The following is a 25,337-nucleotide window of genomic DNA, read 5'->3' as shown; positions in this document are numbered from 1 at the left end:
CCTGGGGCTCCCGTCGAGACGGGACTCACCGAGCACTGATGGCGTCTTTCTGGCAGAGCTCACCGAATCGACCTGACCAACCTGGCTAGCCTGGCTCGGATGGGAATAACGTAGCCATCCTGGCTAGCCATGTCAACACCTGGCTATGTTGACTGCCCTAATCGGCAGGGGAGGCCGTAGCATCGACGGCATGACGTTCACGCCTGAACCCCTGGATCCGGACGACGACCGGCCGCCGTACGAGCAGGTGGCGAGCAGTTTGAGCGCCGCCATCCGCACCCGGAAGCTGGGCCCCGGCGACAAGATCCCGTCACAGAAGGAGCTCACGGAGGCATATGGGTTCGCCCGCGCCACGATCCAACGCGCCCTTCGCGAGCTGGAGGACGAAGGGCTGATCGTCTCCCGCAAGGGGAGCGGCGTATACGTACGGAACCGCACCGAGCGGCCGGCAGGGCTGCGGCCGTACGTCGAGCAGGCGTTCGCGCGACAGAACGTATCGATCGACTTCGCGGGGTTCTCCAGCGAGACGCTGCACGGGGCGCTTCAGGAGCCGATCGACAAGATTCGGATCGGACGCCTGACCCCGTCGACCATCAACATCCGGATTTTGGTTCCGGACATGTCAGTGCCTCAAGCCGCACCTGTCCGGCGCGAGGACGGAAGTGACGACCCGCGGCTTCGGGCCCGCATGCACGACATGATGGTCAGCTTCACCCGAAGCATCTCCAACACGATGCACGAACTCAGCGTGCTCGGGCTGGTCAGTGAGGCGAAGGTCAGCGTGCGCGTCCACAGCGGAACGCAGTTCTTCAAGCTCTACGTGATCAACCAAGAGGACGCCTTCTTCGGGTACTACCCGATCCGGCCGAACAAGGTCGTCACCCAGGGCGAAACCATAGAGATCTATGACCTCGTGGGCGCTGATGCCACCTTGTTCCACTACTCACTGAACGAGGGTGAGTCGTCCAGCGGCGCCCAGCAAGTGAGCCAGGCGCGCATGTGGTTCGACAGTGTGTGGGAGACGATCGGAAGGGACTTTGACCCGAATGGGAAGTAGCACCCTCTCGGAAGTTCTCGGAGCCACCCGAGCAGTCCTCTTCGACTTCGACGGGCCCATCTGCGATGTATTCGCGGGGCGCCCGGCTCCCGATGTCGCGCGCCACCTCGCGGAGACTTTGGCGGGGTATGACGCGACCCTAGGAAGCAAGGCGCACGGCACCGACGACCCAATGGAAGTCCTCCGCCTTGCCCCGCAGGGCGGAGAACCCGCCCTGCGGGCGATCGAGGAAGAGCTGACCAAAGCTGAGGTGACAGCCGTCCGGTTGGCGGGCCCGCCCATCCCGGGCGCTGTGGCCGCACTCGAAGCGGCCCATGCCTCTGGCCGGAAGATCGCCATCGTCAGCAACAACTCGACGGCGTGCGTCCGGGCCTTCCTGATGCTCCACGGACTCCGTCACCTGGTAGATGCAGTTGTTGGACGAGCCCCGTACTGGCCGGACGCGATGAAGCCTGACCCTCACTCGCTGCTACTGGCCTCCAGCGAACTGGAGACGCACCCACACGACTGCACACTCATCGGGGACTCGGTGACAGACGTAGAGGCCACCAAGGCGACCGGCGGACGCTCTATCGGCTTCGCCAACAAGCCCGGCAAAGAGCGCTCCCTGGGCGATGCGGGCGCTGATGTGGTCGTAACCGCCATGACCGCAGTGGCCGAAGCTCTGGGCTCCTCCTAAGCCGTGAGCGGGCCTCTCTGGCCAACCTGTGGCCAAAGAGGCCCGTCTCGGAGGGCCCGAATGAGAGAAAGGCGAGGTCGCAAGGCTGGGTGACCTTGGTTGTCGACCGGTCTTGAAAACCGTCGCCGCCGAGGACGGTAGAACTTTCTTCCCCTACTTGCTCAAGTGCCCGCGCAAGGCGCGGGCTGGCCCCTGGGGCCCGGCCCCCCACACGCCTTCGGCGCAGGGGCCGACCCCTGGGGCCGCAACGAATTACGGCCCATGAGTCGAGCACCGCATAGCGCGGCCCACGGTCAAGACGATGCCTCCGGCGGGGGACCGGCCGGCACCGGGATGGAGGGGGCGCCGCTTCCGGCCGCGGGTCCGTAGGGGCGTGCGCGGGGAAGCTTCCATCCCGTCCACCGTCGACCCAGGCAGAGCCGAGCAGACACGGCACCGGGCGTCCAGGTCGTTCGTCCAGTTGGGCGCTCCACCTAGACGCCCGGCACCGCGCCCGCTCCACGGAGTGTGGGTCGACGGCGGACGGGATGGAAGCTGGGTTAAGTGGTGGGTGTTGGAGGGCGACGACTTAACCATGCAATTGCTTGAGCCGTTCATGGAGCAGCGGATAGTCAGACACACGACGGATTGGCTCAGGTTCGGCACCATCCAGGTCGACGGGGGCAGGTTTCACGGCGGCCAAGACGTCTGCTACAAGCCTTTTGAGGTCCTCGTCATCGAGAGCAACGACGTAACCACGCCCGTCCCTGGCAGTGTCGCGGCAGCGGCGCAGGAAGAGGTCCTTGTCTTTGAATGAGCGGCAAGAAAGGATACCGAACTGGCCACGGAGCGTTGAAAACCGAGAGGAGAGTTGATCAAGCTCCGGGTTAGCGACGTCTTTGCCGTAGTTCTTGCACTCGACAAACACATACCGACTTTGAATCCTATGCCGAGTCAGGTACCGGAAGAATCCGTCCCTCGCGGTATTTGTGTATGTGATGTCGATCCGCTTGCGCCCATCATGGATCTCACTCTCCTTGTCCGACATAGAGAGTGAGGGGTAGAAGATCGCAGTCAGCAGGGCTTCGACGGCATCGTGGTAGCGCGTTGCATCCGGCTTGCCGGGCGGAACGTCTAGAACTGCTTGCAGTAGCTGCTCGTAGTCGGGCATTGGTGTGTCTGCCGTGTCAGACAGTTCCCTGTGGGACAGTGGCTGGGGGGCCACTTCCCTCTTAATGGCCCGGTAGTGCTCATACACGGATGGCCGCTTAAGTGTTTCGCGTGTGACGTCAGGCTTTGTGCTGCCGTACTTCTGCTTGATCTGCTTTTTGGTGACAATGACCCTGCCGCGGGAACGAACTGTATCCGCGAGACCCCTAAGGGCGGCCTTAGCCTCCTCTTCTTGGAGCACTGGCACCAGATGGTTCCGATAGTACTCGCTGCGGGACATATGCATGGAGCGGCGTACGATCATCTTGGGCACCAGGAGCAACTTATTTCCATCGGGGGTCGGCAGTTCCGTAAAGCCGTTCTCCCACTCCAAGGTGTTGGGGTTCCAAACCGGTCCGCTCACGACACCCTCCTCCAGAGGGATGTCGAAGAGTTCCGCCATCTGCTGGGTGTAGGTGATGAGAGGGCCGCGGATAATATTTGTCGTAACGTCGGAGACGATGTCCATGTCGACACCGTCGATAAAGAACGCTGTATCTTCGAGGTCTTGGATTAGCCCAGTTTTCGCAGCTTCACTTTCCGCAAGCTTCTGCGCGAACGCGGCCCCCATTTTGCTTCCGAAACCCCTGCCTGCACTCGGACCACGCGAGATGCCCAGGTGCGTCTCATTGGGTTCCCGAAGTTGGCTAAGCAGGTAAACCGTTCGCCGCTTATCGTTCGAGCGAACGGAATCAAGCACGCTATCGAAGAAGGTTTCGAGCATTTTGAGGCATTGCTTGCCCCAGTCGTCCTCAAGATACCGGATCAACCCAGGATCTACGTATACTCGAATGTCATTTACGGTGTCCACGTCTACAAAATCAAGCGTGCCCTGGGTTCGCCCCAACCTGTAGTACTCGGAGACGCGTGCCATGACTTCCCCCTGCTTTCGTTAGACTGCCCGCCCCTGCGTATTTTCTCCTGGCTGGCCCCGGCTGTACAGCACGCGTCTGCTGCAAGCATCTGCGTGCCACAGGGTCACCATCAAGTGATGCTACGGCCCGCCACTGACAATGGTCTGAGGACGCCATCAAAATGGATCAAAAGTTCGATGCGACCGCAGCGCTACGTGCTCCTCGCAGCCAGTGGTACAGCAACGAAGTACAGCGACCTCCGCAACCGCTCATGATCGACAGCCATTCCCAGGAGCCGAACGGTGCCCTCTATGACCTCCGCTGACCGATGTCTGTAGAGCTACGGATCAGAAGGTGCGGCCGTGGTGTGCGCACCACGGCCGCACCAGAAGTGCACCAGGTGGGGCGGAGAACAGCGGTCAACAGCGGTTTCGTGCAGGGGTGCGACCCTACGTCGATGACAGCCGTTTCAGCAGGTCACAGCCCCAAAGCGGCCGTAGGCACCAGTGATTCCCAAGCTCATGGTGCTGCCCCCTGGCCGACGCCGGCAGAGCTGAGGGTGACCGTTGAGGAGCGCCGGGCCGTGGCAGGCGGTGGCGCCGTAGGCATCGTGCGACCGCGGGCCGCAGAGCCGGAAGGCGCAGGCGTCAGACGGTCTCAGTCGTGGTCTCAGAAGGCGGGTCGTATGTAGCCGTCCGTCGACATCCGGCACCGTACGAGATGCGGCGTGAGCTGCTGTTTTGCCGAGAGGGCGGACCTTCGTGGATGCTGGCGGAACGAGGTCGGACAACTCGTAATGCGTAGGTCTCGGGTTCGAATCCCGAAGGCGGCTCCATGATGAACCCCAGGTCAAGCTTCTGACCTGGGGTTTCTTTTTTCTGGGCTTCTGCGATCCGGTCTCGTCGGACACCTGGGGTCCATGTATCGCAATGGGTGGATCTGAGGTTGTCGGCCAGTGGCCGTTCCGCGCCGAGAAGCCGAGAAGTTCTGTTCTGGGTCTTTTGCTCCTCTTGCTGTTCTGTGTCGGGGTGTTCAGTCCGTTCCGGTGGCCCATGCCTGCAGGGGCGAGCAGACGTTCCGCGTCAATGCCTTGAGTGAGCTGACGGCGCCGTAGACCGTCTTGACGGCGGCCTTTCCGATCTTGCGGGCGGTGCGCCGCCGCTTGGTCTGGATGGCCGGGCAAGCGTCGCGTCGCTGGTGGCCGCGGGTCCGATCGGGTCGACGGGGATGTCCAACAGCGGCTGGAAGGCTGAGCTCGTTCGCCCTTTCGCCGACAACCGACCGCACGAGGGCCAGTCGGTGGCGTACTCCAGGGCGGCGAGCAGGTGGTGGGCGTGCTCGCCGGTGACCTGAGGGCCTGGCTGCACCTCCTCACCTTGGACGCGGGCAGCGATTCGTCCGGCGTCGGTCGAGGGGAACGTGAGGTTGTTGGAGTCCGAGGTCGTAAGGGGAACCGCCTGGTGGGCGTTCCGGTCGAGCGAGTCCTCGGCCGGGAACGGGCACTTCGCACGAATCGAGCCCGTCGCGCGGTGCGAGCCGCCGGGAAAGGGTGTGATCGCGCGAACGGTGCGTGAGCGGACCGATCGGTACCTCCTGGGCCGGGCGTCACGGCGCCGAGGAGGGGTTGGTGATCGGCCGGGAACACCGGACCGAGGGCGGTTGCCGATCGCCGCTCGACGTGGTCCTGCCGGTGTTCGTCGTGCGTGGTCCCGGGTTCGGATGCCGGAGGCGGGTCAGTCGGAAGCCCGGGTCAGATTTTTCTGGCCCGGGCTTTCTCGTGGGGTGGGGGTGGGGAGCCGTGGGTGGGCCGGCTCAGTGGGCGGTGGTCGTCTCCCCGAGGAAGCCGGTGAGCAGGGCGGTGGTCTGGGCGGGGCGCTCCAGGCTGGGGAGGTGGCCCGCCCAGGGGAGTTCGAGGTGGCGGGCGCCGGGGACGCGCCGTGCGAGGGTGGCGGCGATCTCGCGGAAGTCCGGCAGGTCGTGGGCGCCCGAGACGACCAGGCAGGGGGCCGTGATCCGGGAGAGGTCGACCCGTGCCGCGGAGGGGGCGAAGTCCTCCTCCGCGGCGGCCTGGACCTCGAACGCGTGCCCCTGCATGCGGCGCACCCGTTCCCGGGTCTCGTCGTCGGCCTCCGGACCCAGCCACGTCTCCACGTTCAGTTCGACGGCCCCCGCGATGTCGCCCGCCTCGAACAGGGCCTCCTCCCGCTCGTCGAAGGAGCGCAGCGCGGCACCGGGCACGTGTCCGGGCATCCCCGAGCAGAGGAGGGCCAGGCCCGTGACGGTGTCCGGGCGGGTCGCCGCCAGTTCGAGGGCGACCGCGCCGCCGTACGAGGCGCCGATGAGCGCGGCGCTTTCGACGCCCAGGTGTGCGAGGAGGTCCGCGACGTCGGCGGCGTCGCTGTACGGGCGGTCCGCCACCGGGGACCCGCCGTACCCCCGGAAGTCGCACCGGACGACCCGGTATCCGGCGTCGGCGAGGACCGGCCACTGCGGGTCCCACATGCGGCGGTCGCACACCGAGGAGTGCAGCAGCACCACGGCGGGCCCGTCCCCCGTCATGTCGTGGGCAAGCGTGTCGTAGGCAAGCGTCATCAGGCGGACGCTACGGGAGCACGGGGGGCCGCGGTACCGAATTCACCGGATGCTCTCGATGATCCGGGCGAAGCCCTCCTTTCCGCGGCCCGCGTCGATCTGGCGCTGGATGAGCCGCTGGACCATGTCGACCACCTCGGTGCTGATGCCCTGGTCGGAACTGGCGGCCAGGATGTCGTCGAGGCTGGAGAACTCCAGGCTCTGCTGTCCTTCGACCGTGTAGTCCCCGCCGTCGACGACGGTGGCGAACCCCTCGAACTCACCCGTCATGGCGGTCAGCCACGGGGCGGCCATGGAAGCGAACTCGCGTGCCGTCACACCGGCCGGCGCGACCATGGCGGCGCCGTGCAGGAAACCGGCGAACATGACGTACATGCCCGCGAGCAGGGCGAGGTCGTACAGGGAGGCCAGGCCGGCGTCCTCGCCGAAGTAGGTGCTCGCCCCCCACAGGCCGAGCAGCGGCTCGTACTGGTGGAAGACGTCGGCCGATCCGCTGTAGAGGATCGACGCCCCGGGCCGGCCGATCATGTGCGGTACGGCCATGATGCCGCCGTCCAGGTACGCGATCCCGGCGTCGGCGGCCCACGCGGCCAGTTCCCGCGACTGGGCCGGCGACGTCGTGGTCAGGTTGATCAGGGTGCGTCCGGCCAGCTCACCGGAGAGCGGGTCGAGCACCTCGTGGACCGACGCGTGGTCCAGCAGGCACGCGATCACCAACCGACCGGCCCGGACGGCGTCCCCCGCCGTGTCGGCGGCCGTCGCACCCTGCGCGACGAGGCCGTCCGCCTTCCCCGGTGTGCGGTTCCAGACCGTGGTCGCGTGGCCGCCCTTCACCAGGGCCTCCGCCAGGGCGCTGCCCATCGCTCCCAGACCGAGAACGCTCACCTGGACACTGTTGTCCTTCGTCATTTCGGTACTCCCCCTCGGGTTCGTCCTTCGTTTCGATCCTCTCTGCCGCCGGTAGAGTTGACCAGTACGGACTAATTAGTGGGGTACGCACCTGCGGGTAAGTACCAGTGGGCCAGTGCCCGTGGCGGGTACCTGCGGGCGAGTGCCCTTCGGCGAGGGTTCCTTGGAGGAGCGGATGGGCGCATCGGCGCGGCGTGGACCCTACTTCTGCGGCATCGACGCGGCGATGGACGTCGTCGCCGGGAAGTGGAAGTCGCTGATCCTCTGGGAGTTGCACCAGCACGGCACCCGTCGGTTCGCCGAGTTGCGGCGCGGCCTGCCGGGCGTCAGCGAGAAGATGCTGATCCAGCACCTGCGGGAGATGGAGGAGGACGGCCTCGTCCACCGCGAGGTGTACCACCAGGTGCCGCCGAAGGTCGAGTACTCCCTGACGGAGGACGGCGTCTCGCTCAACGCCGCCCTGGCCCCGCTGGGGGAGTGGGGCACCGAACGCATGCGGCGGATCGGGGCCGGGAGGGTCCTGGTCGACGGCGCCGCCGCGACGGGCCGGTGAGGGAGAGCCGAGGCGGTGGTCGATGAGGGCCGGTCGCGGGGGTGGCCGGTGAGGACCGGCCATGGGGGTGGCCGGGGCGGGGGTCACGCTGTGACCTGGGCGTCCGGGGCGGAGCGGGCCAGGACGGCCAGGGTCCGCAGGGCCCGTGCGAGGGTTTCCCGGGAGGGCGAGACGAGGCCCAGGCGGACGGCGTTGGGGGCGCGGTGGGGGTCCGCCGTGAAGGCCGACGCCGGGGTCACCGCGATGCCGTGGCGGGACGCCGCCGCCACGAACAGGTCGGCGCGCCATGCCGGGGGCAGCTCCCACCAGCAGAAGCAGGAGCGCGGGTCCGTGCGCAGGGTGAAACCGGACAGGCCGTCGCGGGCGAGGAACTGGCGGTGTTCGACCTCCTGGCGCTTCGCGCGGACCAGGGCGTCCACCGTCCCGGCCGACTGCCAGCGCGTCGCCGCCTCCAGCGCGTAGCCCGGCGGTGACCAGCCGCCCGAGCGCACGGCCGCCTCGACGGCGGGGGCCAGGGCGTCCGGTACGACGGCGAAGCCCACGGTCAGGCCGGGGGCGAGGCGCTTGGACAGGCTGTCCACGACGACCGTCCGCTCGGGCGCCAGGGCGGCGAGCGGCGGCAGGTCGTCGTACAGGAAAGCCCAGATGGTGTCCTCGATCGCCGGCACGTCCAGCCGCCGCAGGGTCGCGGCGAGGTCGGCGCGGCGGCCGGGGGGCATGGTGAGGGAGAGCGGGTTGTGGAGTGCCGGCTGCACGTAGACGGCGTGCAGCGGTGCGGTGCGGTGGGCGGCGGCGATGGCCTCCGGCCGTACGCCGTCCTCGTCCATGGCCAGCGGGACCACGGTCACGCCGAGGCGGCCCGCGATGGACTTCAGCACCGGGTACGTCAGTTCCTCCGCGCCCAGCCGCCCGCCCGGCGGGACCAGCGCGGCGACGGCGGCCGAGATGGCCTGGCGGCCGTTGCCGGTGAACAGCACCCGGTCCGGGTGGGGCCGCCAGTCGGCGCGGGCCAGGAGGTGGGCGGCGGCCGTACGGGACCGGGGGGTGCCGGTCGCGCCCACCGGCCGCAGCGCCGCGTCCAGGACGTCGGCGCGGAGCAGGCCGTCCAGTCCCTCGGCCAGGAGGGCCGCTTGCTCGGGGACCACGGGGTAGTTCAGTTCGAGGTTGACCCGCTGGTCCGGCGGGTCGCTCAGGGCGGGTGCGGCGGACCGGTGCTCGGTCGCCCGGACGAACGTGCCCCGTCCGACCTCGCCCACCGTCAGGCCGCGGCGGGCCAGCTCCTGGTACACGCGGACGGCCGTGGACGCGGCGATGCCGCGGTCGCGGGCGAACCGCCGCTGGGGCGGCAGCCGGTCGCCCGGTCGGAGCCGGCCCGCCGCGATCTCCGCCGCCACCGCGTCCGCCACGCTCCGGTAGTCGCTCAACTCGGCCCGCTCCCTCTGTCACCGAACATTGCACCGAGAGCAATGTTTTTATTGCTCCGAGTTGTTGAGTGTCAATATGCTCGAACCCTCGGCGGCGGAAGTGGGCGGGGGAGGCACCGTGGTGGAAGGCAGCGCCCTGATGGGCGTGTTCGTGATCGCGCTCGGCATGGTGCTCACCCCCGGGCCGAACATGATCTACCTCGTCTCGCGGTCCCTCACCCAGGGCCGTCGCGCGGGGGCCGTCTCGCTCGGCGGGGTCGCCGTCGGATTCCTCGTCTACCTGGTGGCCACGAACCTCGGCCTGTCCGTGCTGTTCGTCGCGGTGCCGCAGCTGTACCTGGCCGTGAAGCTGGCCGGTGCCGCGTACCTGGGCTGGCTCGCCTGGTGTGCGCTGCGGCCCGGCGGGGTGTCCGTCTTCACCCCGCAGGACGTGCCGCCGGACCCGCCGCGCAGGCTGTTCGCCATGGGGTTGATGACGAGCCTGCTCAACCCCAAGATCGCCATCATGTACCTGTCGCTCATCCCGCAGTTCGTCGACGTCGAGGGCGGGCACGTGCTCGCCCAGGGGCTCGTCCTCGGTGCCGTGCAGGTCGTCGTCAGCGTCGGGGTGAACCTGGTGATCGTCACGGCCGCCGGAGCCGTCGCCGTGTTCCTCGCCCGCCGCCCCGGCTGGCTGCGGGTCCAGCGGTACGCCATGGGAGCCGTGCTGGGCGCGCTCGCCGTCGGCCTCGCCGCCGACACCTCGGCACCCCGCGCCGCCGCGCACTGACGGCCCCGCCCGGTCCCGTGCGGCGGCCCGCCCCGCCTGGCCGCCGTGGGGCGCCCCGCGCCGCCCGGTCGACGTGCGGCGACGTGTCCCACCCGGTCGACGTGCGGCGGTGCGTACCGTCCGGCCGCCGTGGGGCGGCTCGTACCGCCCCTCAGTCGCCCGTGAACACGGTCCGGCGCGACGGCGCCCCGTCGTCCCCCGCGCCGCCGTCGCCGTCGTGCGGCCCGCCGGGATGGCGCGTTCGCGGCCCCACGCGCGGACGTCCTCGATCTGCTCGGGGTTCGTCCGGCTCAGCGGGGTCGCGTCGGCGAACTGGTCCAGCACGAACGACGGCCTGAGCGCCCCCGCACGTCGTTCGCCGTCGCCACGACGACCGCCCGCGAACCGGACTCCTGGAGCCGGAAAAAGAAGTGGCCGATGATGCGCTGCGGCACGCCCGTGCCGTCGTTCTGGCCGGCCGGGCCCTTTTCGATCCCGTCGATCCGCAGCACGCACGACGCGACCCGATCGGCCGTCCGCAGCGTCTCGCGGGGCCTGCCCTCCGACTCGCCCAGGTACGTGCCGCGGATCGACGCCGTGTCCAGCCGGCTCAGCGGCAGCCGCCACTGTGCGGCGACGGCCTGCGCCGACAGCGACTCGCCGCACCTCGGTACGCCCACCAGCAGCACTCCGCGCGGCGGGCGCAGACGCGTGCCGCGCGGATCGGTGTGCATCGGCCCGTACGTCCGGCGCAGCCGGTCGCGCGGGTTCGGCGGCGGACCGGGCGACTTCCGGCCGGCGCCGGGTCGAACCGGTGTCAGCCGGTCCAGAAGTCCCACCAGCGGGTCAGGACGAGCATGCCGACGACCCCGAGGTGCAGGACGGGCGGGACCCAGGGGAGGTCGTCGAGGAGGCGCCGGACCCCGTGCGGCGCGGGCAGCCGGCCGTGCCGCACGTTCTCCGCGGTGACGTGCCAGAACATCACGATCGTCGCGGTCCAGGCGAGGCAGCACCACAGGCACAGGGCGTTGATCTCGTACAGGGACTGCCACATCAGCCAGGTGCAGAAGCCCACCCCGAACAGCGTCCCCGCGTGGAGGCCGAGCCAGAACCAGCGCCGGTGGCGGGCGCCCGCCAGCAGCCCGGCGCCGACCGCGACGACCATGCCGTACGCGACGAGGCCGAGCATCGGGTTGGGGAACCCGAACACCACCGCCTGCTCGCTCTTCATGACGCTGCCGCACGACACGACGGGGTTGAGGCTGCACCCGGGGGTGAAGTGCGGGTCCTCCAGCAGCCTGAACTTGTCGAGCGTGATGACCCACGAGGCGAGCACGCCCGCCGCGCCGGTCACCACCAGCAGCCAGGCGAAGGCGCGGCCCGCCCCCGTCCTGCCGTCCTCCGGTGCCGTCGTCGGCGGCGGCGCGGCGGGGTGTGCGTGGGCGGGCGCGGGCCGTGTGTGCGCGGGTCTCGTGTGCGCGCCGCGGATCGTCGTCATGCTCTCCACCGGTCCTCTCGGTGTCAGGTGCGCACGCGCAGGACGGGGAGGAGGCAGTGCGCGCTGCCCTCCAGGAACCCCTCACCGGACACGAAGGCGCGCAGCTCCTCCGGCGGGACCGCCCGGCCCGGCACGGCCCGCGGCCACGGTCGGACCGCGATGATCAGGTACACCTGCCCCTTGGCGTGCGCGGCGCGCTGCCACTCCGGCGGGACGGGGCACCGCACGCGCAGGAACGGCAGCGTGAGCACGGCCTGTTCGGCCTCCACGAGCAGCGAGGACGAGAAGCCGCTGTCGCGGCCGAGGTCCACGAGCCGCTCGCCGATCGGCAGGCCCAACTGGTCCAACTGGGCCCGCATCGCCTCCTCGCCGGCCTCCGGGCCGTCCCGGCCGTCACCGAGCGAGTACACCATCAGCAGCGGGTCGCCCGGGTCGTCGGCGGTCGGCTCGCTGCACCAGGGGATGACGGTGAGCGTCCCCAGCGGGGAACGCCGGCTGTCCGGGGACACGGCGGTGGAAGAGGTCATGAGGCCGGATGCTAATGGGGCGAAAGGGAGCGACCCGGTGGTTTTTCACCCGTTCGGGTGTTACTCGTTCGGCTCGTTTCGCCTTGACGTGTGCAATCCGGTCTCGCGCTCCGGAAGGGTTCACCGGTGGTGCCGTCGCGCCCGCTCCGGGGCGCGCCCGTGTCGGATCGGGCAGGGGGAAGCCCGCGGGCTCCGGGGCGCCGGCGCTGGGTGCGCCGGTGCCCGGCGGGGCCCGCGGGCGGTGACCACGCGGCGGGTCGCGGGGTGCGGCGGGTCTCCGGGGCACGCGTGACGGGCACGGGTGCTTTCCTCACCCTCCCGCTCCCGCACCACCCCGCCCGGGGCGCGGACGGGGTGGGTCGCCCGGGCCGGGGCCGCCGTACCGGCACGCGCGCGTCAGCCGCCGATCGGCAGTCCGCCGAGCAGCGGCGCGGCCTTCCGCTGGGCGTCGAGCTCGCCGGCGGTGTCCGCGACCTTGCCGACCAGCTCGTGGTTGGTGACCTGGTCGACCTCGTCGGAGGGGACCGCCTCGGCCAGACCCCGCTTGCCCAGCGTGTCGACCGCTCCGTTCAGGCTGGAGGGGGTGAGGGTGTCGGCGGCGAAGGCCGGCGCCGCCACGCCCATCGCCATCACTGAGCCGGCGAGAACCGCGGCAACCTTCATGGGCTTCATTACGGGGAGTCCTTCCTGGAAAGGGCATCGTGCGGGGCAACTGACGCCTGGGGACCGGCACTTGGCAGGTCTCGGCGGCGCGCTTCTGCCCTCTGTAACGAGCCCCGGGCGCGCCGGAAACTCCGTACCGCGGGAATTCTCGCGTGCTGCACCCGAATGACGCGGGACGGTCTGGGCCTCGGACGGATGTGAAAAAACGACAAGACGGGGTCCGGTGTGGAGCCGGGGAAGCGGCCCCGGTCGTCGCGTGGCTGTCTCCGGAGGCCGGATCCGGCGGTCCGGCGCGGTCCGCGGGGCGGGCCGCGTCGAGGGTGCGTGAACCCCTCGCCGGTCGAGTCACGAACGAGTGAAGAGAATGGCGAAATGCCGCCGCAGGGGGGAAGGCGCGGCGCGGGCCCGCGCCGCGACCGGAGCCGCCGCCACCCGGGCTGACAAGCGGATCTGCCGACGAAGACGCACGAGTGCCGCGAGTGTCCTCGACGCTCCGCCTTTCCTTTGTCTGATATAAGTGCGTTCTGTTGCGTCGGTCCATCCCGGTGGGAGCTGTTTCCTTACTCCTCAAGGCGGAGAGCCCTATGCGGATTCCAGTGGTTCCAGCCGTGCGGCGCGGGATTGTCTGCGTCCTTTTCTGTGCCGCCCTGGCGGCCGCACTGCCCGCTGCGGCCGCGCCCCCGATGAAAGAGCAGCCGCGTATTCCGTTCGTCCAGCGCTACTACAAGCTCCAGCACGGCGGTCTGGTGCGCGCCGCCAATTCGGCGATCACCTGCCGGAAATCCGCCGCGAACGACTGGGTGGCGGAGATCCCCTGCCTTTCCGCACGCGGTGGTAAAGGCGACGCCGCCAACCATCGGTACGACATGTTCTACACGGACGTGGACGACGACCCGAACACGTTCAACTCCAGTCGCGCCGAGCTCGTCCTGCCCAAGAACGCGCAGGTCACGTACGCCCGGCTGTACTGGGGCGGCAACCTCCGGGTCGGTGAGCAGAAACCGCCGAAGGACAACGGGCGGGTCCTGGTCGCCGAACCGGGTGGCTCCTACAAGGACGTTCTCGCCGATTCCGTCATCGGCCACCGCACCGCCAACGGCGCCGATGCCTTCCAGGCCACCGCGGACGTCACGGAACTCGTCAGGAACTCCGGTCCCGGCATGTACACCGTCGCCCAGGTCAATGTCGCCATGGGGCGCTCCGCCGTCGGCGCCTGGGGAGGCTGGACGCTCGTCGTGGCGTACGCGAAGAAGGACGCCCCGCTGCGTCACCTCTCCCTTTGGGACGGATTCGAGACGCTCGCCGAGGGGCGCCGGTCGTTCCGCGTGGAAACCGGGCGGATGCGCGTTCCTATGGGCGGCTCCGGACGGCTCGGAATGATCACGTACGACGGCGATCGCGACATCGCCGGGGATTCCGTCGCGTTCGAACCGCACCCGCGCCGGACGGTGCCGCTCACCGATTCCGCGAACGCCCCGGACGGCGCCCTGAACTCGACGATCACCGACTTCGGCGAGGCGCGGATCCGGCGTGAACCCGACCATCGCAACACCCTCGGATACGACTCCGACGTGATCGACCTCTCCCCGGCGCTCCGCCGCGGCGCGAGCGACACCGCCGTGCGCATCGGTGCCGCACGCGACTACCTGTGGCTCGGCGCGCTGTTCGTCGAGGCCGACGCCCGCGCCCGCGACTGACCGGCACCAGGCCGTCCCGCCGTCGCCCGCCACCGCCTCGCCGCCCCCGCCACCACCCAGCCGCCACTCCGTCAGAAAGGGGCACGCGTGCGTCCTCCCCTCACCGCACTGCACGTCGTCCAGCCCGGGGACGGCGGGGTGGCCCGGGTGGTCGCCGAAGTGGTCGGCGCCCACGTGGCGCAGGGCATGCGCGTCGCCGTGGCCTGTCCGCCCGGCACCCCGCTCGCCGCCGCGGCCCGCGCCGGGGGCGCCGAGGTGCACCCCTGGCCGGCCCGCCGCGAACCGGTCCGGGACGTCGTCGCGGAGAGCCGCGCCGTCGCCGCCCTCGTCGCGCGCCTACGTCCCCGCCTCGTCCACGCGCACAGCGCCAAGGCCGGGCTCGCAGCCCGCCTCGCCGTGCGCGGTCGCCTCCCCACCGTGTACCAGCCGCACGCCTGGTCGTTCGAGGCCGTCGACGGGCCGACCGCCGTCCTGGCCCGCCGCTGGGAGCGGTGGGCCGCCCGGTGGACCGACCGGGTCATCTGCGTCAGCGAGGCCGAACGCCGCCGTGGCGAGCGGGCCGGTGTGCGCGCCTCCTGGACGGTCGTCCACAACGGCGTCGACACCGGCCGGTTCGGCCCGTACCCGACCGGCGCCGAACGGGCCGCCGCGCGCGCCGCGCTCCTCGCCGGGACGCCCGCCACCGCGCCCGTCGTGGTCTGCGTGGGCCGGCTGTGCCGCCAGAAGGGACAGGACCTCCTCCTGCGCGCCTGGGACGCCGTCCACGCGCGCGTGCCGCGGGCCCGGCTCGTCCTCGTCGGCGACGGCCCCGCCGCCGGCGAACTGCGCGCCGCCGCCCACCCGTCCGTCGTCCTCGCCGGGTCGGTCGCCGACCCGCTGCCCTGGTACCGGGCCGCCGACCTCGCCGTCCTGCCGTCCCGCTGGGAGGGCATGGCGCTCGCCCCGCTGGAGGCCATGGCGTCCGGCCGCCCGGTCCTCCTCACCGACGTCGACGGCGCCCGCGAGAGCCTGCCGCCCGGCCACGCCGCGCACTGCCTCGTACCGCCCGGTGACGTCGACGCGCTGGCCGCGGCGCTCGTCGGGCTCCTGCGGCGGCCCGTCCTCCGGCAGGTCCTGGGCCGCCAGGCGCGCCAGCACGTCCTCGCCCGCTTCGACGTGCGCCACGCGGGCGCCGCCATCGCCGACGTGTACCGAGAGGTGGCCGCCGGGCCGCGCCACCGCGAGCCCGGAGAGCCGACCCTCCCGTGACCACGGAAAGCACCAGCACGTCCGGGCCCCACACCGCCCGCCCGGCCGCCCTCGCCCCGCCGCGCGGCGGGACCGCGCGGACCGCCCCGCCGCGCCCCCGCGCCTTCCCGGAGGCCCCGTTCGCCGCCGCCCTGGTCGCGGCGGACTGCGCCGCCGTGCTGCCCGCCGCGGTCGCCCTCACCCCCGTCCAGCGGTCCGCGGCCCTGTTCCTCCAGATCACCGTCGCCGCCGTCGCCCTCCACGCGCGCGGGGGGCTGTACCGGCCCGCCGCGCTCGGCGCCGTACGCGCCGGGGCGTACCCCACCCTCCTCGACGAACTCCCCGCCGTCGCCGCGCGGCTCGCGTTCCTGTGGTGCGCGGTCGCCGCGCTGCTCGCCGCCCGGTCACCGGAGCTGGCCCTCGGCCCCGGCGCGCTCGCCGCCGCGTACGCCCTGCACCTGGTCTCCGCCGCCGTCCTCCGGGGCGCCGTCCACCACCGGCGCCGCCGCGTCGCCCGCGGCCAGCCGCGCGCCGCCCTCGTCGTCGGGGCCGCGCCCGCCGCGCACCGCCTCGCCGCGCTGCTGCACCAGCACCCCGAGTACGGCGTCCGCCCCGTCGGGCTCGTCACCCACGCCGCGCAGGACATCCCGCAGCCCGCCGACGCCGCGCCGCCGGGGCCCGCGCTGCCGGTGCTCACCTCCCCGGAGGACGTCCAGCGCGCCGTCATCCAGAACGGCGTCCGCGACGCCCTGTTCGTCGCCGGCGAGGACGGCACGGCACACCCCGGCCACGCCGCCATGCTCCGCCGGAACGGCTGCGCCCTCTGGATCGTCGGCCCCACCGCGCGCGAAGAGGCCGCCCCCGCGCCCATGGGGCGGCACCTGTGGGGGTACGAGTTCCGGCTCCTGGAACCTCCCGAAGCCCGTGCCGGGCGGCTGTCCAAGCGGGCCCTCGACATCGCCGGCGCCGGGCTGCTGCTGCTGGCCGCCGCGCCCGTGCTGCTGCTGTGCGCCGCCGCCGTACGCCTCGCGGACGGGCCGGGCGTCCTGTTCCGGCAGGAGCGCGTCGGGGAGAACGGGCGGCTGTTCACCCTCCTGAAGTTCCGCACCCTGCGCCCCGAGAACGAGCGCGAGGCCGCCACCCGCTGGAACGTCGCCCACGACGAACGGCTCAGCCCCGTCGGATCGTTCCTGCGCCGCTCCTCGCTCGACGAGCTGCCGCAGTTGTGGAACGTCCTGCGCGGCGACATGAGCCTCGTCGGCCCCCGCCCCGAACGCCCGTACTTCGTCGAGCGGTTCAGCCGCCTCCACGCCGGGTACGCCGCCCGCCACCGCATGCCGGTCGGGCTGACCGGCCTCGCGCAGGTGCACGGGTTGCGCGGGGACACCTCCATCGAGGACCGCTGCCGTTTCGACAACCACTACATCGACCACTGGACCCTCTGGCAGGACGTGCGCATCCTCCTGCGCACCGCCGCCACGCTGATCCGCCCGGCGGGTGGCTGATGGCCACGCCCGCCGCCCCCGCCCCGTACGGGTTCCGCCTCCCCGCGGCCGTGCGCGTGCCGTCGGCCCGGCCGGCCGCCCTGGCCCGGTGGGCGCGCCTCGTGCCGCTCCTCGCCGTCGTGGCGCTCCTCGCCGTGCCGCCCGGCAGCGCCCCCGCGTCCGGCGGCGGCACGGTCGCGGACGCGGCGTCCGGCGTCCTCGTCCTGTGGTGCCTCGTCCGCGTCGCCCGCGCGCGCGTGCGGCCCCTCACGCGGGTCGCGGCGGTCGTCCTGGGCCTGCCCGTCGTGGGGATCTGCGTCGCCGCCGTCACCGCCCACGACCCGGCCGCCGCCCTGCCCGGCCTCGTCCGCCACCTCCAGGTGTTCGTGCTGGTCCCGGCTGCCGTCGTGCTGACCCTGCGCGACCGGCGCGACCTGGTCGCCGTCGCCTGGGCGCTCATCGGCCTCGCCCTCGTCCAGGGCGGCGTCGGCGTCGTGCAGTACGCCACCGGGACGGGCGCCTCGTACCGGGGCGAGGACGTCCGCGCGGTCGGCACGTTCGGCCCGGCCGACGTGATGGGCATGGCGACCGTCGTCGCGTACGGCATCGTCGCCGCCGTCGGCCTCGCCCTCGGCGCGCCGGCCCGCAGCCGCGCCCGGGCCGCGGCCCTCGCCTGCGCGGCGCTCCTCACCGTCCCGCTCGTGCTGTCGTTCAGCCGCGGCGCCTGGATCGCCACCGTCCTCGCCTGCGCGGCGCAGCTCGCGGCGACCGGGGTGCGCCGCGCCCTGCGGGCGGCCCTGGCGGCCGGGGCGCTCGCCGTCGTCCTCGTCGGCGGCCTCGGCGTCGGCTCCGCGATGGTCCAGGAGCGGGCCGCCAGCATCACGCGGGTCGCCGCCGCGCCCGACCGGTCCGTCACCGACCGGTACGCGCTGTGGGCCGCCGCCGCCGGGATGTGGCGCGACCGGCCGCTCACCGGCGTCGGCCTGAAGGGCTTCCCCGCGCACCGCGACAGCCACGCGTCGCTCGCCCTGTCGTCGGGCAGCGACACGGGCGGCGCGGGCACGGCGTTCCGGAGGCAGCCGCTGCTGTCGCCGCACAACATGTACCTGCTGGTCCTGGGCGAACAGGGGCTGCTGGGCCTCCTGACGCTCGCGGGCGGCTGGCTGGTGCTGCTGGTGCGCGGCTGCCGCCGCCTCCCGGCCGCCCGCCGCACGGGCCGCCGCCTGGACTGCGCGCTGGTCGCCCTGGGGCTGCTGGGGTGGCAGCTGGTGGACTTCCTGTACGCCGACATCGGCGGCCCCTCCACGGTCGTGACGGCCGTCGTGCTGGGCGTGGCGGCCTGGTGGGGCCTGTCCGGCGGCTCGTCCGGCCCGTCCGGCCACCTGTCCGCCAGCCCGTCCGGCCCGTCCGACCATCCGTCCGGCGACCCGTCCGCCGCCCCGTCCGGCGGGGTCCCCGGGGGGCGCCCGTGACCGGGAGCACCGCCCCGCCGGCGGAGGAGGCGCGGTCCGGGGGCCCCGCGTGGGCGCCCTCCAACCGGTTCCTCGCGCGCGCGGCGCTGCTCACGGCGGCGCTCACCGCCGCGGGCGCCCTCCTGGGCCTCCTCCGCGACCAGCTCCTCGCCCGCACCTTCGGCGCGGGCCCCGACACCGACGCGTTCCTCGTGGCCTGGACGGTGCCCGAGTTCGCGTCGACGCTGCTGATCGAGGACGCCATGGCGCTCGTCCTCGTCCCCGCGTTCAGCCGCGCCCTGGCCCGGCGCGCCGAGGCCGGGGCGACCGGACCGGACCCGGTGTCGGGCCTCGTACGGTCCACGCTGCCCGGGACCGCGCTCGGCACCGCCGCGGCGGCGGCGCTCGTCGCCGCCGCCGCGCCCCTCCTCGTACCGCTGCTCGCGCCGGGCCTGCCGGAACAGCGGCTCGCGGTGGACTGCACCCGGCTCACCGCCACCTGCGTCCTGTCGTTCGCGCTCGCCGGGTACTTCAGCGCCGCGCTGCGCGCGCACGGGCGGTACCTCGCCCCGGCCGCGATCTACGTCGCGTACAACACGGGCATCGTCACGGCGGTCGTCCTGCTCGGCCCCGCCTGGGGCGTCCGCGCGGCGGCCGCCGGGGTCGCGGCGGGCGGCGCGCTGATGGCGCTGGTCCAGGCGCCCTCCCTGGTGCGGCGGCTCCGGAAGCGCGCCACCGGCGCACCGGACCGGGACGGGTCCGCGGCGGCCACGGGGGTGGTCCTCGCGCTCGTCGCGCCGGTCATCGTCTTCGCCGTGGGCCGCCAGTCGCAGGTCCTCGTCGAGCGGTTCCTCGCCGCGCCGCTGCCCGCCGGGGCGATCTCGCACCTCAACTACGCCCAGAAGGTCGCCCAGCTCCCGATGGTGCTGTCGCTGATGCTGTGCACCGTCAGCTTCCCCGTCATCGCCCGGGCCGTCGCCGCGGGCGACCGGGAGGCCGCGCGGCACCGCGCCGAACGGGACCTGCTGCTCGCCGGGGCCGTCGTCCTCGTCGGCGCGGCGACCGTCGTCGCCGCCGCCCCGCAGATCGTCGGGCTCCTCTTCCAGCGCGGCGCGTTCGACGCCGCCGACACCGCGGCGACGGCCTCCGTCATGCGCGTGTACGCGCTGGGGCTGCTCGGCCACGCCCTGGTCAGCGCGCTCGGCCGGTGCTACTTCTCCGCGTCCCGCCCGCTGTGGTTCCCCGCCGCCGCGATGGGCCTCGGCGTCGCCGCGAACGCCGCCCTGGGCGCCCTGTGGGCGGGCCGCTGGGGCACCTCCGGGATCGCCCTCGCCAACGCCGCCGGCATCACCCTCACGGCCGCCCTGCTCCTCGCCGGTACGGGCCGCCAGCAGGTCCCGCTGTCCGCCCGGGCCGTCGTCGTCGGCCTCGCCCGGCTCGCCGCCGCAGCCGCCGCTGCGACCGTCGCCGGCCGGCTGTGCGCCTCGTGGACCGCCGATCCCCTCCTCGGCGCGGTCCTCGCGGGCACCGCCGTCCTCGTCGTCTTCGTCCTCGCCGCGCACGCGCTGCGGGCACCCTGCGTGCCCCACCTCGCGCGCGTGGCGACGCGCCGCGCCCTCCCGCGCCACCGCCCCCTCCCGCGCCGCCGTCCCCTCCCGCGAAGGCACCGCCATGCTCCGACGCACCCCGCCGCCCCCCTGGATCGCGATGTACCACTCCGTCGACACCGACAGGGATGACCCGTACCGCGTCACCGTCACCCCCGACCGGCTCGACGCCCAACTGCGTTGGCTCCGCGCGCGGGGGCTGCGCGGCGTCGCCGTGCGCGACCTCCTCGCCGCCCGCGCGCGCGGGAGCGCCGCCGGACTGGTCGGGCTGACGTTCGACGACGGGTACGCCGACTTCCTCCACCACGCCGTCCCGCTGCTGCGCCGCCACGGCTGCACCGCCACCGTCTTCGCCCTGCCCGGCAGGCTCGGCGGCGACAACGCCTGGGACCCGCTCGGCCCCCGCAAGCCCCTCCTCACCGCCGAAGGGCTCCGCCGCTGCGCCGACGCCGGCATGGAGGTCGCCTCCCACGGCCTGCGGCACGTCTCCCTGCCGCCCGCCGACGACGCGACGCTCCACGACGAACTGCGCGGCAGCCGCGACCTGCTGCACGCGCTGACCGGCGAGCCGCCCGCCGGGTTCTGCTACCCGTACGGGCACGTCGACGCGCGCGTGGCGGACGCCGTGCGGGACGCCGGCTACGCGTACGCCTGCGCCATCGACCCGGGCGCCCTGAGCGGGGTCCACGCCCTGCCCCGCGTCCACGTCGGGCAGCGCGACACGGCCCTGCGGCTGCACGCCAAGCGGCGCCTGCACGCGCTGCGCCGCCGCGCCCCCGCCGGCCCGCCGACCGCCGGGGCCCACGCGTCATGAGGGTCCTGCACGTCATCACCGGCCTCGGCATCGGCGGCGCCGAGCAGCAACTGCGGCTCCTGCTGCGCCACCTGCCGGTCCACAGCGCCGTCGTCACCCTCACCGACCCCGGCCCCGTCGCCGCCGCCCTGCGCGCGGACGGCGTCCCCGTCACCCACCTCGGCATGCGCGGCAACCGCGACCTGACCGCCCTGCCCCGCCTCACCCGGCTCATCCGGCGCGGTCGCTACGACATCGTCCACACCCACCTGTACCGGGCCTGCGTGTACGGCAGGATCGCCGCCCGCCTCGCCGGTGTGCGGCACGTCGTCGCGACGGAGCACTCCCTGGGCGCCGTCCAGATCGAGGGCCGCCCCCTGGGCACAGGGGCCCGTGCCCTGTACCTGGCGACGGAACGGCTGGGCAGCGCCACCGTCGCCGTCTCCGACACCGTCGCCCGCCGCCTGGCCGACTGGGGCGTACGGCCGCACCGCGTCCACGTCGTCCCGAACGGCATCGACGCGGCGGGCCTCGCCCACGACGAGGCGGCCCGCCGCGCCACCCGCCGCCGGCTCGGCCTCCCCGCCGACGCGTACGTGGTGGGCGGCGTCGGCCGGCTGGTGCCCGGCAAGCGGTTCGACACGCTGGTCGGCGCCGTCGCGGAACTGCCGCACGACGTACGGCTCCTCCTCGTCGGCGAGGGCCCGCAGCGGGAGCGGCTGGAGCGGCTGGCGGCCGCGAGCGGCGTGGACGACCGGGTGGTGTGGGCGGGGGCCGTGACCCGCGACCTGCCGGCGCTGCTCTCCGCGATGGACGTGTTCGTGTCCCCGTCCGCCGACGAGGCGTTCGGGCTCGCCGTCGTCGAGGCGCTGGCCGCCGGGCTGCCCGTCCGGTACGTGGCCTGCCCCGCCCTCGACGACCTGCCGCCGGAGGAGGCGCCCGCCGCCCGGCGGATCGGCGGCACCGTCGCGGACGTGGCCGCGGCGGTGCGCGAGACCCGCGCCGCCCACGCGGCGCGCCCCGGACGCTGCCCGGTGCCCCCGGCGGCGCACCGCTACGACATCGCGCGCAGCGCGCGACAACTGACGACCCTGTACCGGACCCTCTACCGAGAAGCGAGTGACCGATGACCCCGCGAACCCTTCCCGTACGGCGCCTGCTCGCCGGGCTCGCCCGCCGGGCCGCCCGGGCCAAGCGCCCGGGCCGCGCCTGGACCGTGCCGGCCGCGGTACTGGCCGGCGCCGTCGCCGGCGGCGCGTACGGGCTGCTGAGCACGCCCGAGTACGCGGCCACCGGCTACGTCGTGGTCGTCCCCGGGGAGCGGTCCGATCCGGCCGGGGCGATGGGCCTGGCACAGGCGTACGGGCGGGTCGCCACGGACCTCGCCCTCGCCGGGGACGCCGCCGTGTGGGCGCGGGTGTCGCCCGCGACGCTCCGGGCGAGCGTGTCGGCCGCGACCTCGCCCGACGCGCCGATGATCTCCATCACGGCCCGCTCCGAGGACCCCGCGACGGCCGCCGCCATGGCGGACGGGGTGGCGCGGGCGCTGGTGCAGAAGGGCGCGCACGCGGAGGAGAGCACCCGGGTGAAGGTCGTCCAGTTCTCGCGCGCGACGACCCCGACGCGCCCCGTCTCGCCGTCGGCCCCGCTGGCGGCCCTGGTGGGTGGCGCCGGCGGCGGCCTCCTGGGCGGCCTGTCCCTGCTGGTCCGCCCGCAGCGGGACGCCGGGGCGGCGGACGGGGGCGCGGAGCGGGCGCCCGCCGCCACGGGACGGGGAGCCGCCGTGCCGGGGCCCGCTGTCGGCGACGCGTCGCAGACGGGGGCCGTATGAGCGCGGTCGGCACCCGCGCCCCGGCGGCCGGCGCGCGCCCGGCCGGGGACCTCACCGCCACCGTCTGCCGGGACGACCGGCACTTCGCCGCCCTCGCCGCCGAGTGGGCGGACCTGTACGGGCGGTGCTCCACGGCCACCCCGTTCCAGACGCACGCCTGGCTGCACTCCTGGTGGCTCTCGTACGGCAGCCCCGGCCGGTTGCGCGTCGTCCTCGTGCGCCGGGCCGGCGACGGGCGGCTCGTCGCCGCCGCCCCCCTGTGGCGCACCCGCGCGCGCGTGCCCACCCTGGCGTTCCTGGGCGGCGCCCTCACCGACTACGGCGACGTGCTCGTCGACGAGGGCCACCCCGGGGCCGTCCCCGTGCTGGCGACGGCGCTCGCCGGTCTCGCCGCGGGCACCGTGGTCGACCTGCGGGAGGTCCGCCCCGGCGCCGCCGCCGAGCGGCTCCTCGCCTGTTGGCCGGGCCCGCGCACCCGCCTGCCGGACTCCGTGTGCCTGGAACTGCCGCCGCGACCCGTCGACGAACTCGTCCGCCGGCTGCCGTCCGCGCGGGCCCAGCGGGCCCGGGCGAAGCTCCGCCGGATCGAGCGGGAAGGCGTCGAGGCGCGGCCCGTCCCCGCCGAGGAGGCGCCCCGCGCGCTGCGCCACCTGCTCGACCTGCACCGCCGCCAGTGGGCCGGGCGCGACGTGACGGAGGAGCACCTCACGGAGCGGTTCGCCGAGCACCTCGGCCGCGCCGTGCGGGCGATGGCGGAGAGCGGGCACGCGCGCGTGACGGAGTTCCTCGTCGGCGGCGACGTGGTGGCGGCCGACCTGACCCTGCTCTCGCCCCGGCTGTCCGGCGGCTACCTGTACGGCGTCGACCCGGTGCTGCGCTCCCTCAAGGTGGACGTGGCGACGCTGCTGCTGCGCAACGGCGTCCGGCTCGCCGGGGAGGCGGGCTGCGGCACGCTGAGCCTGCTGCGCGGTGACGAGCCGTACAAGCACCACTGGCGCCCCTCCGCCGTCCGCAACCAGCGGCTGCTGCTGGCGCGCCGCCGCGCGGCGCCCCTGCTGTGGCTGCGGGCGGCGCACGCGGGCGGGCGGTGCTGGGCGGCGGACCGGCTCCGCGACCGGCCCTGGGCGCGCCGGCTGTGGCACGGGCTCAGGACCGGAAGGGGTCTCACCGCTCCCGCCGGGCGCACGGGCCGGCGCCGAGCCACTTCCTGATCCGGGAGCCCAGGTCCACGGGCTCGGCGCACTCCGCCCCGTCCGTCCTGCCGGAGGGAGGCGCGGAGGCGGGAGGGACGGACGGGGGGAGCGGGGACCCGGGGAGCGGGGACCCGGGCGGCTGGGGCGGCCCCCCGGGCGCGACCGGATCGGCGGACCGGTCCGCCGGTGCAGGCTCCACCGGTGCAGGCCCCGTCTGTGCCGGCTCCGCCGGTGCCGTCCCCGTGCGCGCCGGCCCCGCCGCTGCCGGGACCAGTCCCGACAGCGCCGACCGGAACACCTCCGACGACCTCGGATTGCCCTGGCACTGCCACACGCCGTGCGGGCAGTAGTCGCTGATCGAGTGGTACAGCGGTTTGTGCACCTTCATCCATTCGAGCATCCGCCGCATGTACTCGGGATTGTCGCCGTTTCGGAACAGGCCCCACTCGGGATAGGAGATAGGCTTTCCGTGGGCGGCGGCGAATTCCACGTGATCGCGCAGCCCGTACGGTTCGTTCGCCTGTTCGTCGAATGTCCGGCCCGGTGGCTGGTCGTAGGAATCCATTCCCACGATGTCCACGACGTCGTCGCCCGGATAGCACTCGGTCCATGGAATGGCGTCCCGGCCCCGATTGGGTGCGAAGTCGAACCGGAATTCCTGGCCGGGCACCTCACGCATGGTGGTGACGATGCGCTTCCAGTACTCCTTCCACGCCTCCGGGTCCGGCCCGCACCGGTGGCCGTACGTCGATCCGTTCATCTCCCAGCCGAGGACGATGATCGTGTCCGGCACCCCCAGCCCCACCAGCCGCTCCGCGAGCGCGCGGAAGTGCTGGTCGAACAGGCCCTCGGCGCCCGCCCGCAACGTCCGCCTGACCAGGAAGTCCGGCAGCCGGCCCTCGTTGAGCTCCACCATCGGCACGTTGAGGACGAACATCCGGTCCGCGCGCGCCCGCCGCCACTGCGCCCAGTCCTCCAGGAAGCCCACCTGCCCGGCGATGTTGGACCAGCGGTCGCCCGGCAGGTAGGTGTGGCCGACCCGCAGCTCGGTGCCGCCCAGCCACGTTTGGAGCTCCTCCATGCGTTGGATTCCGGCGGGGCCGTAGTGGAGGTAGGCGCCCAGCGCCGTCTCGCCGGTCGCCACCGGATCAGGACCCGAACGGAATTCGTCGGCCCGCGCGGCCTGGGCCGTCATGACGGAACCCGAGACCAGCAGGCCGGCCGCGCACACCCCGATCCAGGCTTTCGTCCTTTTTCCGTTCCGGATGGTCATCGCCACTCCTCCGCCGGCCGCCGCGCCGTGTCACGCCGTTCATCACTCCGTCACCGGGCCATCTGCACCGAACGTATTCCGTGAGGGCC

Annotated in this window: 22 protein-coding genes; 13 read left to right on the top strand and 9 right to left on the bottom strand. The window is 73.1% G+C overall.

All coding sequences use genetic code 11. The features are described from left to right. Positions 1-190: 190 nt before the first annotated feature. Both AC07D6_RS24990 and AC07D6_RS24985 read left to right on the top strand, forming a co-directional pair. Complete coding sequence (locus AC07D6_RS24990) at positions 191-1,057, top strand: winged helix-turn-helix domain-containing protein (protein WP_479047808.1); 867 nt, start codon at positions 191-193, stop codon at positions 1,055-1,057. Next, complete coding sequence (locus tag AC07D6_RS24985; RefSeq protein WP_479047806.1) at positions 1,047-1,736, top strand: HAD family hydrolase; 690 nt, start codon at positions 1,047-1,049, stop codon at positions 1,734-1,736. The genes AC07D6_RS24990 and AC07D6_RS24985 overlap by 11 nt, the downstream gene beginning before the upstream one ends. Before the next feature lie 568 nt (positions 1,737-2,304). On the opposite strand, the gene AC07D6_RS24980 is transcribed toward AC07D6_RS24985, so the two are convergent. The 3 genes from AC07D6_RS24980 to AC07D6_RS24970 all read right to left on the bottom strand — a co-directional run bounded on the left by AC07D6_RS24980 (position 2,305) and on the right by AC07D6_RS24970 (position 7,279). Continuing rightward, positions 2,305-3,798: a hypothetical protein gene (locus AC07D6_RS24980; RefSeq protein WP_479047803.1), complete on the bottom strand. Its 1,494-nt coding sequence runs from the start codon at positions 3,796-3,798 to the stop codon at positions 2,305-2,307. A 1,792-nt stretch (positions 3,799-5,590) separates the two neighbouring features. After that, the gene (locus AC07D6_RS24975; RefSeq protein WP_479047802.1) at positions 5,591-6,370 is read right to left on the bottom strand and encodes an alpha/beta fold hydrolase; all 780 of its coding nucleotides are present in this window, start codon (positions 6,368-6,370) and stop codon (positions 5,591-5,593) included. 42 nt (positions 6,371-6,412) lie between these two features. Beyond that, positions 6,413-7,279, bottom strand: a complete 867-nt coding sequence (locus AC07D6_RS24970; protein WP_315879900.1) for an NAD(P)-dependent oxidoreductase — start codon at positions 7,277-7,279, stop codon at positions 6,413-6,415. Positions 7,280-7,454: 175 nt separating this feature from the next. Between AC07D6_RS24970 and AC07D6_RS24965 the strand changes: the two genes are divergently transcribed. Further along, a complete protein-coding gene (locus tag AC07D6_RS24965; protein WP_315879924.1) occupies positions 7,455-7,832 on the top strand; it encodes a winged helix-turn-helix transcriptional regulator in 378 nt (125 codons plus the stop codon). Between the two features lie 83 nt (positions 7,833-7,915). Here the strand turns inward: AC07D6_RS24965 and AC07D6_RS24960 are convergent, their stop codons facing one another. Beyond that, the gene (locus AC07D6_RS24960) at positions 7,916-9,256 is read right to left on the bottom strand and encodes an aminotransferase-like domain-containing protein (RefSeq protein WP_315879901.1); all 1,341 of its coding nucleotides are present in this window, start codon (positions 9,254-9,256) and stop codon (positions 7,916-7,918) included. 118 nt (positions 9,257-9,374) lie between these two features. Here AC07D6_RS24960 and AC07D6_RS24955 point away from each other — a divergent pair, with 118 nt between their 5' ends. After that, positions 9,375-10,025, top strand: a complete 651-nt coding sequence (locus AC07D6_RS24955; RefSeq protein ID WP_479047958.1) for a LysE family translocator — start codon at positions 9,375-9,377, stop codon at positions 10,023-10,025. Between the two features lie 290 nt (positions 10,026-10,315). Here the strand turns inward: AC07D6_RS24955 and AC07D6_RS24950 are convergent, their stop codons facing one another. The 4 genes from AC07D6_RS24950 to AC07D6_RS24935 form a co-directional block, all read right to left on the bottom strand. After that, complete coding sequence (locus AC07D6_RS24950) at positions 10,316-10,738, bottom strand: AAA family ATPase (RefSeq protein WP_479047799.1); 423 nt, start codon at positions 10,736-10,738, stop codon at positions 10,316-10,318. Between the two features lie 83 nt (positions 10,739-10,821). Next, the gene (locus tag AC07D6_RS24945) at positions 10,822-11,502 is read right to left on the bottom strand and encodes a vitamin K epoxide reductase family protein (RefSeq protein ID WP_315879903.1); all 681 of its coding nucleotides are present in this window, start codon (positions 11,500-11,502) and stop codon (positions 10,822-10,824) included. Between the two features lie 23 nt (positions 11,503-11,525). Then, complete coding sequence (locus AC07D6_RS24940) at positions 11,526-12,029, bottom strand: DUF5949 family protein (protein WP_315879904.1); 504 nt, start codon at positions 12,027-12,029, stop codon at positions 11,526-11,528. 396 nt (positions 12,030-12,425) lie between these two features. Further along, the gene (locus tag AC07D6_RS24935) at positions 12,426-12,701 is read right to left on the bottom strand and encodes a hypothetical protein (RefSeq protein ID WP_479047796.1); all 276 of its coding nucleotides are present in this window, start codon (positions 12,699-12,701) and stop codon (positions 12,426-12,428) included. Between the two features lie 674 nt (positions 12,702-13,375). Between AC07D6_RS24935 and AC07D6_RS24930 the strand changes: the two genes are divergently transcribed. From AC07D6_RS24930 to AC07D6_RS24890, 9 genes are all read left to right on the top strand, one after another. After that, positions 13,376-14,389 carry a DUF3344 domain-containing protein gene (locus tag AC07D6_RS24930; RefSeq protein ID WP_479047794.1) on the top strand — a complete coding sequence of 338 codons (1,014 nt, stop codon included), beginning with the start codon at positions 13,376-13,378 and terminating at the stop codon, positions 14,387-14,389. An 87-nt stretch (positions 14,390-14,476) separates the two neighbouring features. Further along, entirely contained in the window at positions 14,477-15,637 is a 1,161-nt protein-coding gene (locus tag AC07D6_RS24925; RefSeq protein WP_315879907.1) for a glycosyltransferase, read from the top strand. Next, the gene (locus tag AC07D6_RS24920) at positions 15,634-17,121 is read left to right on the top strand and encodes an exopolysaccharide biosynthesis polyprenyl glycosylphosphotransferase (RefSeq protein WP_479047790.1); all 1,488 of its coding nucleotides are present in this window, start codon (positions 15,634-15,636) and stop codon (positions 17,119-17,121) included. The genes AC07D6_RS24925 and AC07D6_RS24920 overlap by 4 nt, the downstream gene beginning before the upstream one ends. Then, positions 17,121-18,572: an O-antigen ligase family protein gene (locus AC07D6_RS24915; protein WP_479047788.1), complete on the top strand. Its 1,452-nt coding sequence runs from the start codon at positions 17,121-17,123 to the stop codon at positions 18,570-18,572. Before AC07D6_RS24920 ends, AC07D6_RS24915 begins: the two co-directional genes overlap by 1 nt. Continuing rightward, the gene (gene murJ / locus AC07D6_RS24910) at positions 18,569-20,290 is read left to right on the top strand and encodes a murein biosynthesis integral membrane protein MurJ (RefSeq protein ID WP_479047785.1); all 1,722 of its coding nucleotides are present in this window, start codon (positions 18,569-18,571) and stop codon (positions 20,288-20,290) included. The genes AC07D6_RS24915 and murJ overlap by 4 nt, the downstream gene beginning before the upstream one ends. Further along, positions 20,223-20,972, top strand: a complete 750-nt coding sequence (locus AC07D6_RS24905) for a polysaccharide deacetylase family protein (RefSeq protein ID WP_479047783.1) — start codon at positions 20,223-20,225, stop codon at positions 20,970-20,972. Before murJ ends, AC07D6_RS24905 begins: the two co-directional genes overlap by 68 nt. Beyond that, positions 20,969-22,081, top strand: coding sequence for a glycosyltransferase (locus AC07D6_RS24900; RefSeq protein WP_315879912.1), 1,113 nt, complete (start codon positions 20,969-20,971; stop codon positions 22,079-22,081). Before AC07D6_RS24905 ends, AC07D6_RS24900 begins: the two co-directional genes overlap by 4 nt. Next, positions 22,078-22,782 carry a YveK family protein gene (locus AC07D6_RS24895; RefSeq protein ID WP_315879913.1) on the top strand — a complete coding sequence of 235 codons (705 nt, stop codon included), beginning with the start codon at positions 22,078-22,080 and terminating at the stop codon, positions 22,780-22,782. Before AC07D6_RS24900 ends, AC07D6_RS24895 begins: the two co-directional genes overlap by 4 nt. After that, positions 22,779-23,993 carry a GNAT family N-acetyltransferase gene (locus AC07D6_RS24890; protein WP_315879914.1) on the top strand — a complete coding sequence of 405 codons (1,215 nt, stop codon included), beginning with the start codon at positions 22,779-22,781 and terminating at the stop codon, positions 23,991-23,993. Before AC07D6_RS24895 ends, AC07D6_RS24890 begins: the two co-directional genes overlap by 4 nt. On the opposite strand, the gene AC07D6_RS24885 is transcribed toward AC07D6_RS24890, so the two are convergent. Further along, a complete protein-coding gene (locus tag AC07D6_RS24885) occupies positions 23,947-25,248 on the bottom strand; it encodes a glycoside hydrolase family 26 protein (RefSeq protein ID WP_479047778.1) in 1,302 nt (433 codons plus the stop codon). The two genes, AC07D6_RS24890 and AC07D6_RS24885, sit on opposite strands and share 47 nt — an antisense overlap. Positions 25,249-25,337 lie beyond the last annotated feature (89 nt).

It is taken from the genome of Streptomyces sp. NPDC045287, from assembly GCF_056432325.1.
Note: the sequence above shows the minus strand (reverse complement) of the source record. Positions and strands in the feature narration are given on the sequence as shown.

Bases quoted from the DNA above. Each gene is read 5' to 3' on its own strand.
- AC07D6_RS24990 (WP_479047808.1), top strand. From the start codon at position 191: ATGACGTTCACGCCTGAACCCCTGGATCCGGACGACGACCGGCCGCCG.
- AC07D6_RS24985 (WP_479047806.1), top strand. From the start codon at position 1,047: ATGGGAAGTAGCACCCTCTCGGAAGTTCTCGGAGCCACCCGAGCAGTC.
- AC07D6_RS24980 (WP_479047803.1), bottom strand. From the start codon at position 3,798: ATGGCACGCGTCTCCGAGTACTACAGGTTGGGGCGAACCCAGGGCACG.
- AC07D6_RS24975 (WP_479047802.1), bottom strand. From the start codon at position 6,370: ATGACGCTTGCCTACGACACGCTTGCCCACGACATGACGGGGGACGGG.
- AC07D6_RS24970 (WP_315879900.1), bottom strand. From the start codon at position 7,279: ATGACGAAGGACAACAGTGTCCAGGTGAGCGTTCTCGGTCTGGGAGCG.
- AC07D6_RS24965 (WP_315879924.1), top strand. From the start codon at position 7,455: ATGGGCGCATCGGCGCGGCGTGGACCCTACTTCTGCGGCATCGACGCG.
- AC07D6_RS24950 (WP_479047799.1), bottom strand. From the start codon at position 10,738: ATGCACACCGATCCGCGCGGCACGCGTCTGCGCCCGCCGCGCGGAGTG.
- AC07D6_RS24945 (WP_315879903.1), bottom strand. From the start codon at position 11,502: ATGACGACGATCCGCGGCGCGCACACGAGACCCGCGCACACACGGCCC.
- AC07D6_RS24940 (WP_315879904.1), bottom strand. From the start codon at position 12,029: ATGACCTCTTCCACCGCCGTGTCCCCGGACAGCCGGCGTTCCCCGCTG.
- AC07D6_RS24935 (WP_479047796.1), bottom strand. From the start codon at position 12,701: ATGAAGCCCATGAAGGTTGCCGCGGTTCTCGCCGGCTCAGTGATGGCG.
- AC07D6_RS24930 (WP_479047794.1), top strand. From the start codon at position 13,376: ATGAAAGAGCAGCCGCGTATTCCGTTCGTCCAGCGCTACTACAAGCTC.
- AC07D6_RS24915 (WP_479047788.1), top strand. From the start codon at position 17,121: ATGGCCACGCCCGCCGCCCCCGCCCCGTACGGGTTCCGCCTCCCCGCG.
- AC07D6_RS24905 (WP_479047783.1), top strand. From the start codon at position 20,223: ATGCTCCGACGCACCCCGCCGCCCCCCTGGATCGCGATGTACCACTCC.
- AC07D6_RS24900 (WP_315879912.1), top strand. From the start codon at position 20,969: ATGAGGGTCCTGCACGTCATCACCGGCCTCGGCATCGGCGGCGCCGAG.
- AC07D6_RS24895 (WP_315879913.1), top strand. From the start codon at position 22,078: ATGACCCCGCGAACCCTTCCCGTACGGCGCCTGCTCGCCGGGCTCGCC.
- AC07D6_RS24890 (WP_315879914.1), top strand. From the start codon at position 22,779: ATGAGCGCGGTCGGCACCCGCGCCCCGGCGGCCGGCGCGCGCCCGGCC.
- AC07D6_RS24885 (WP_479047778.1), bottom strand. From the start codon at position 25,248: ATGACCATCCGGAACGGAAAAAGGACGAAAGCCTGGATCGGGGTGTGC.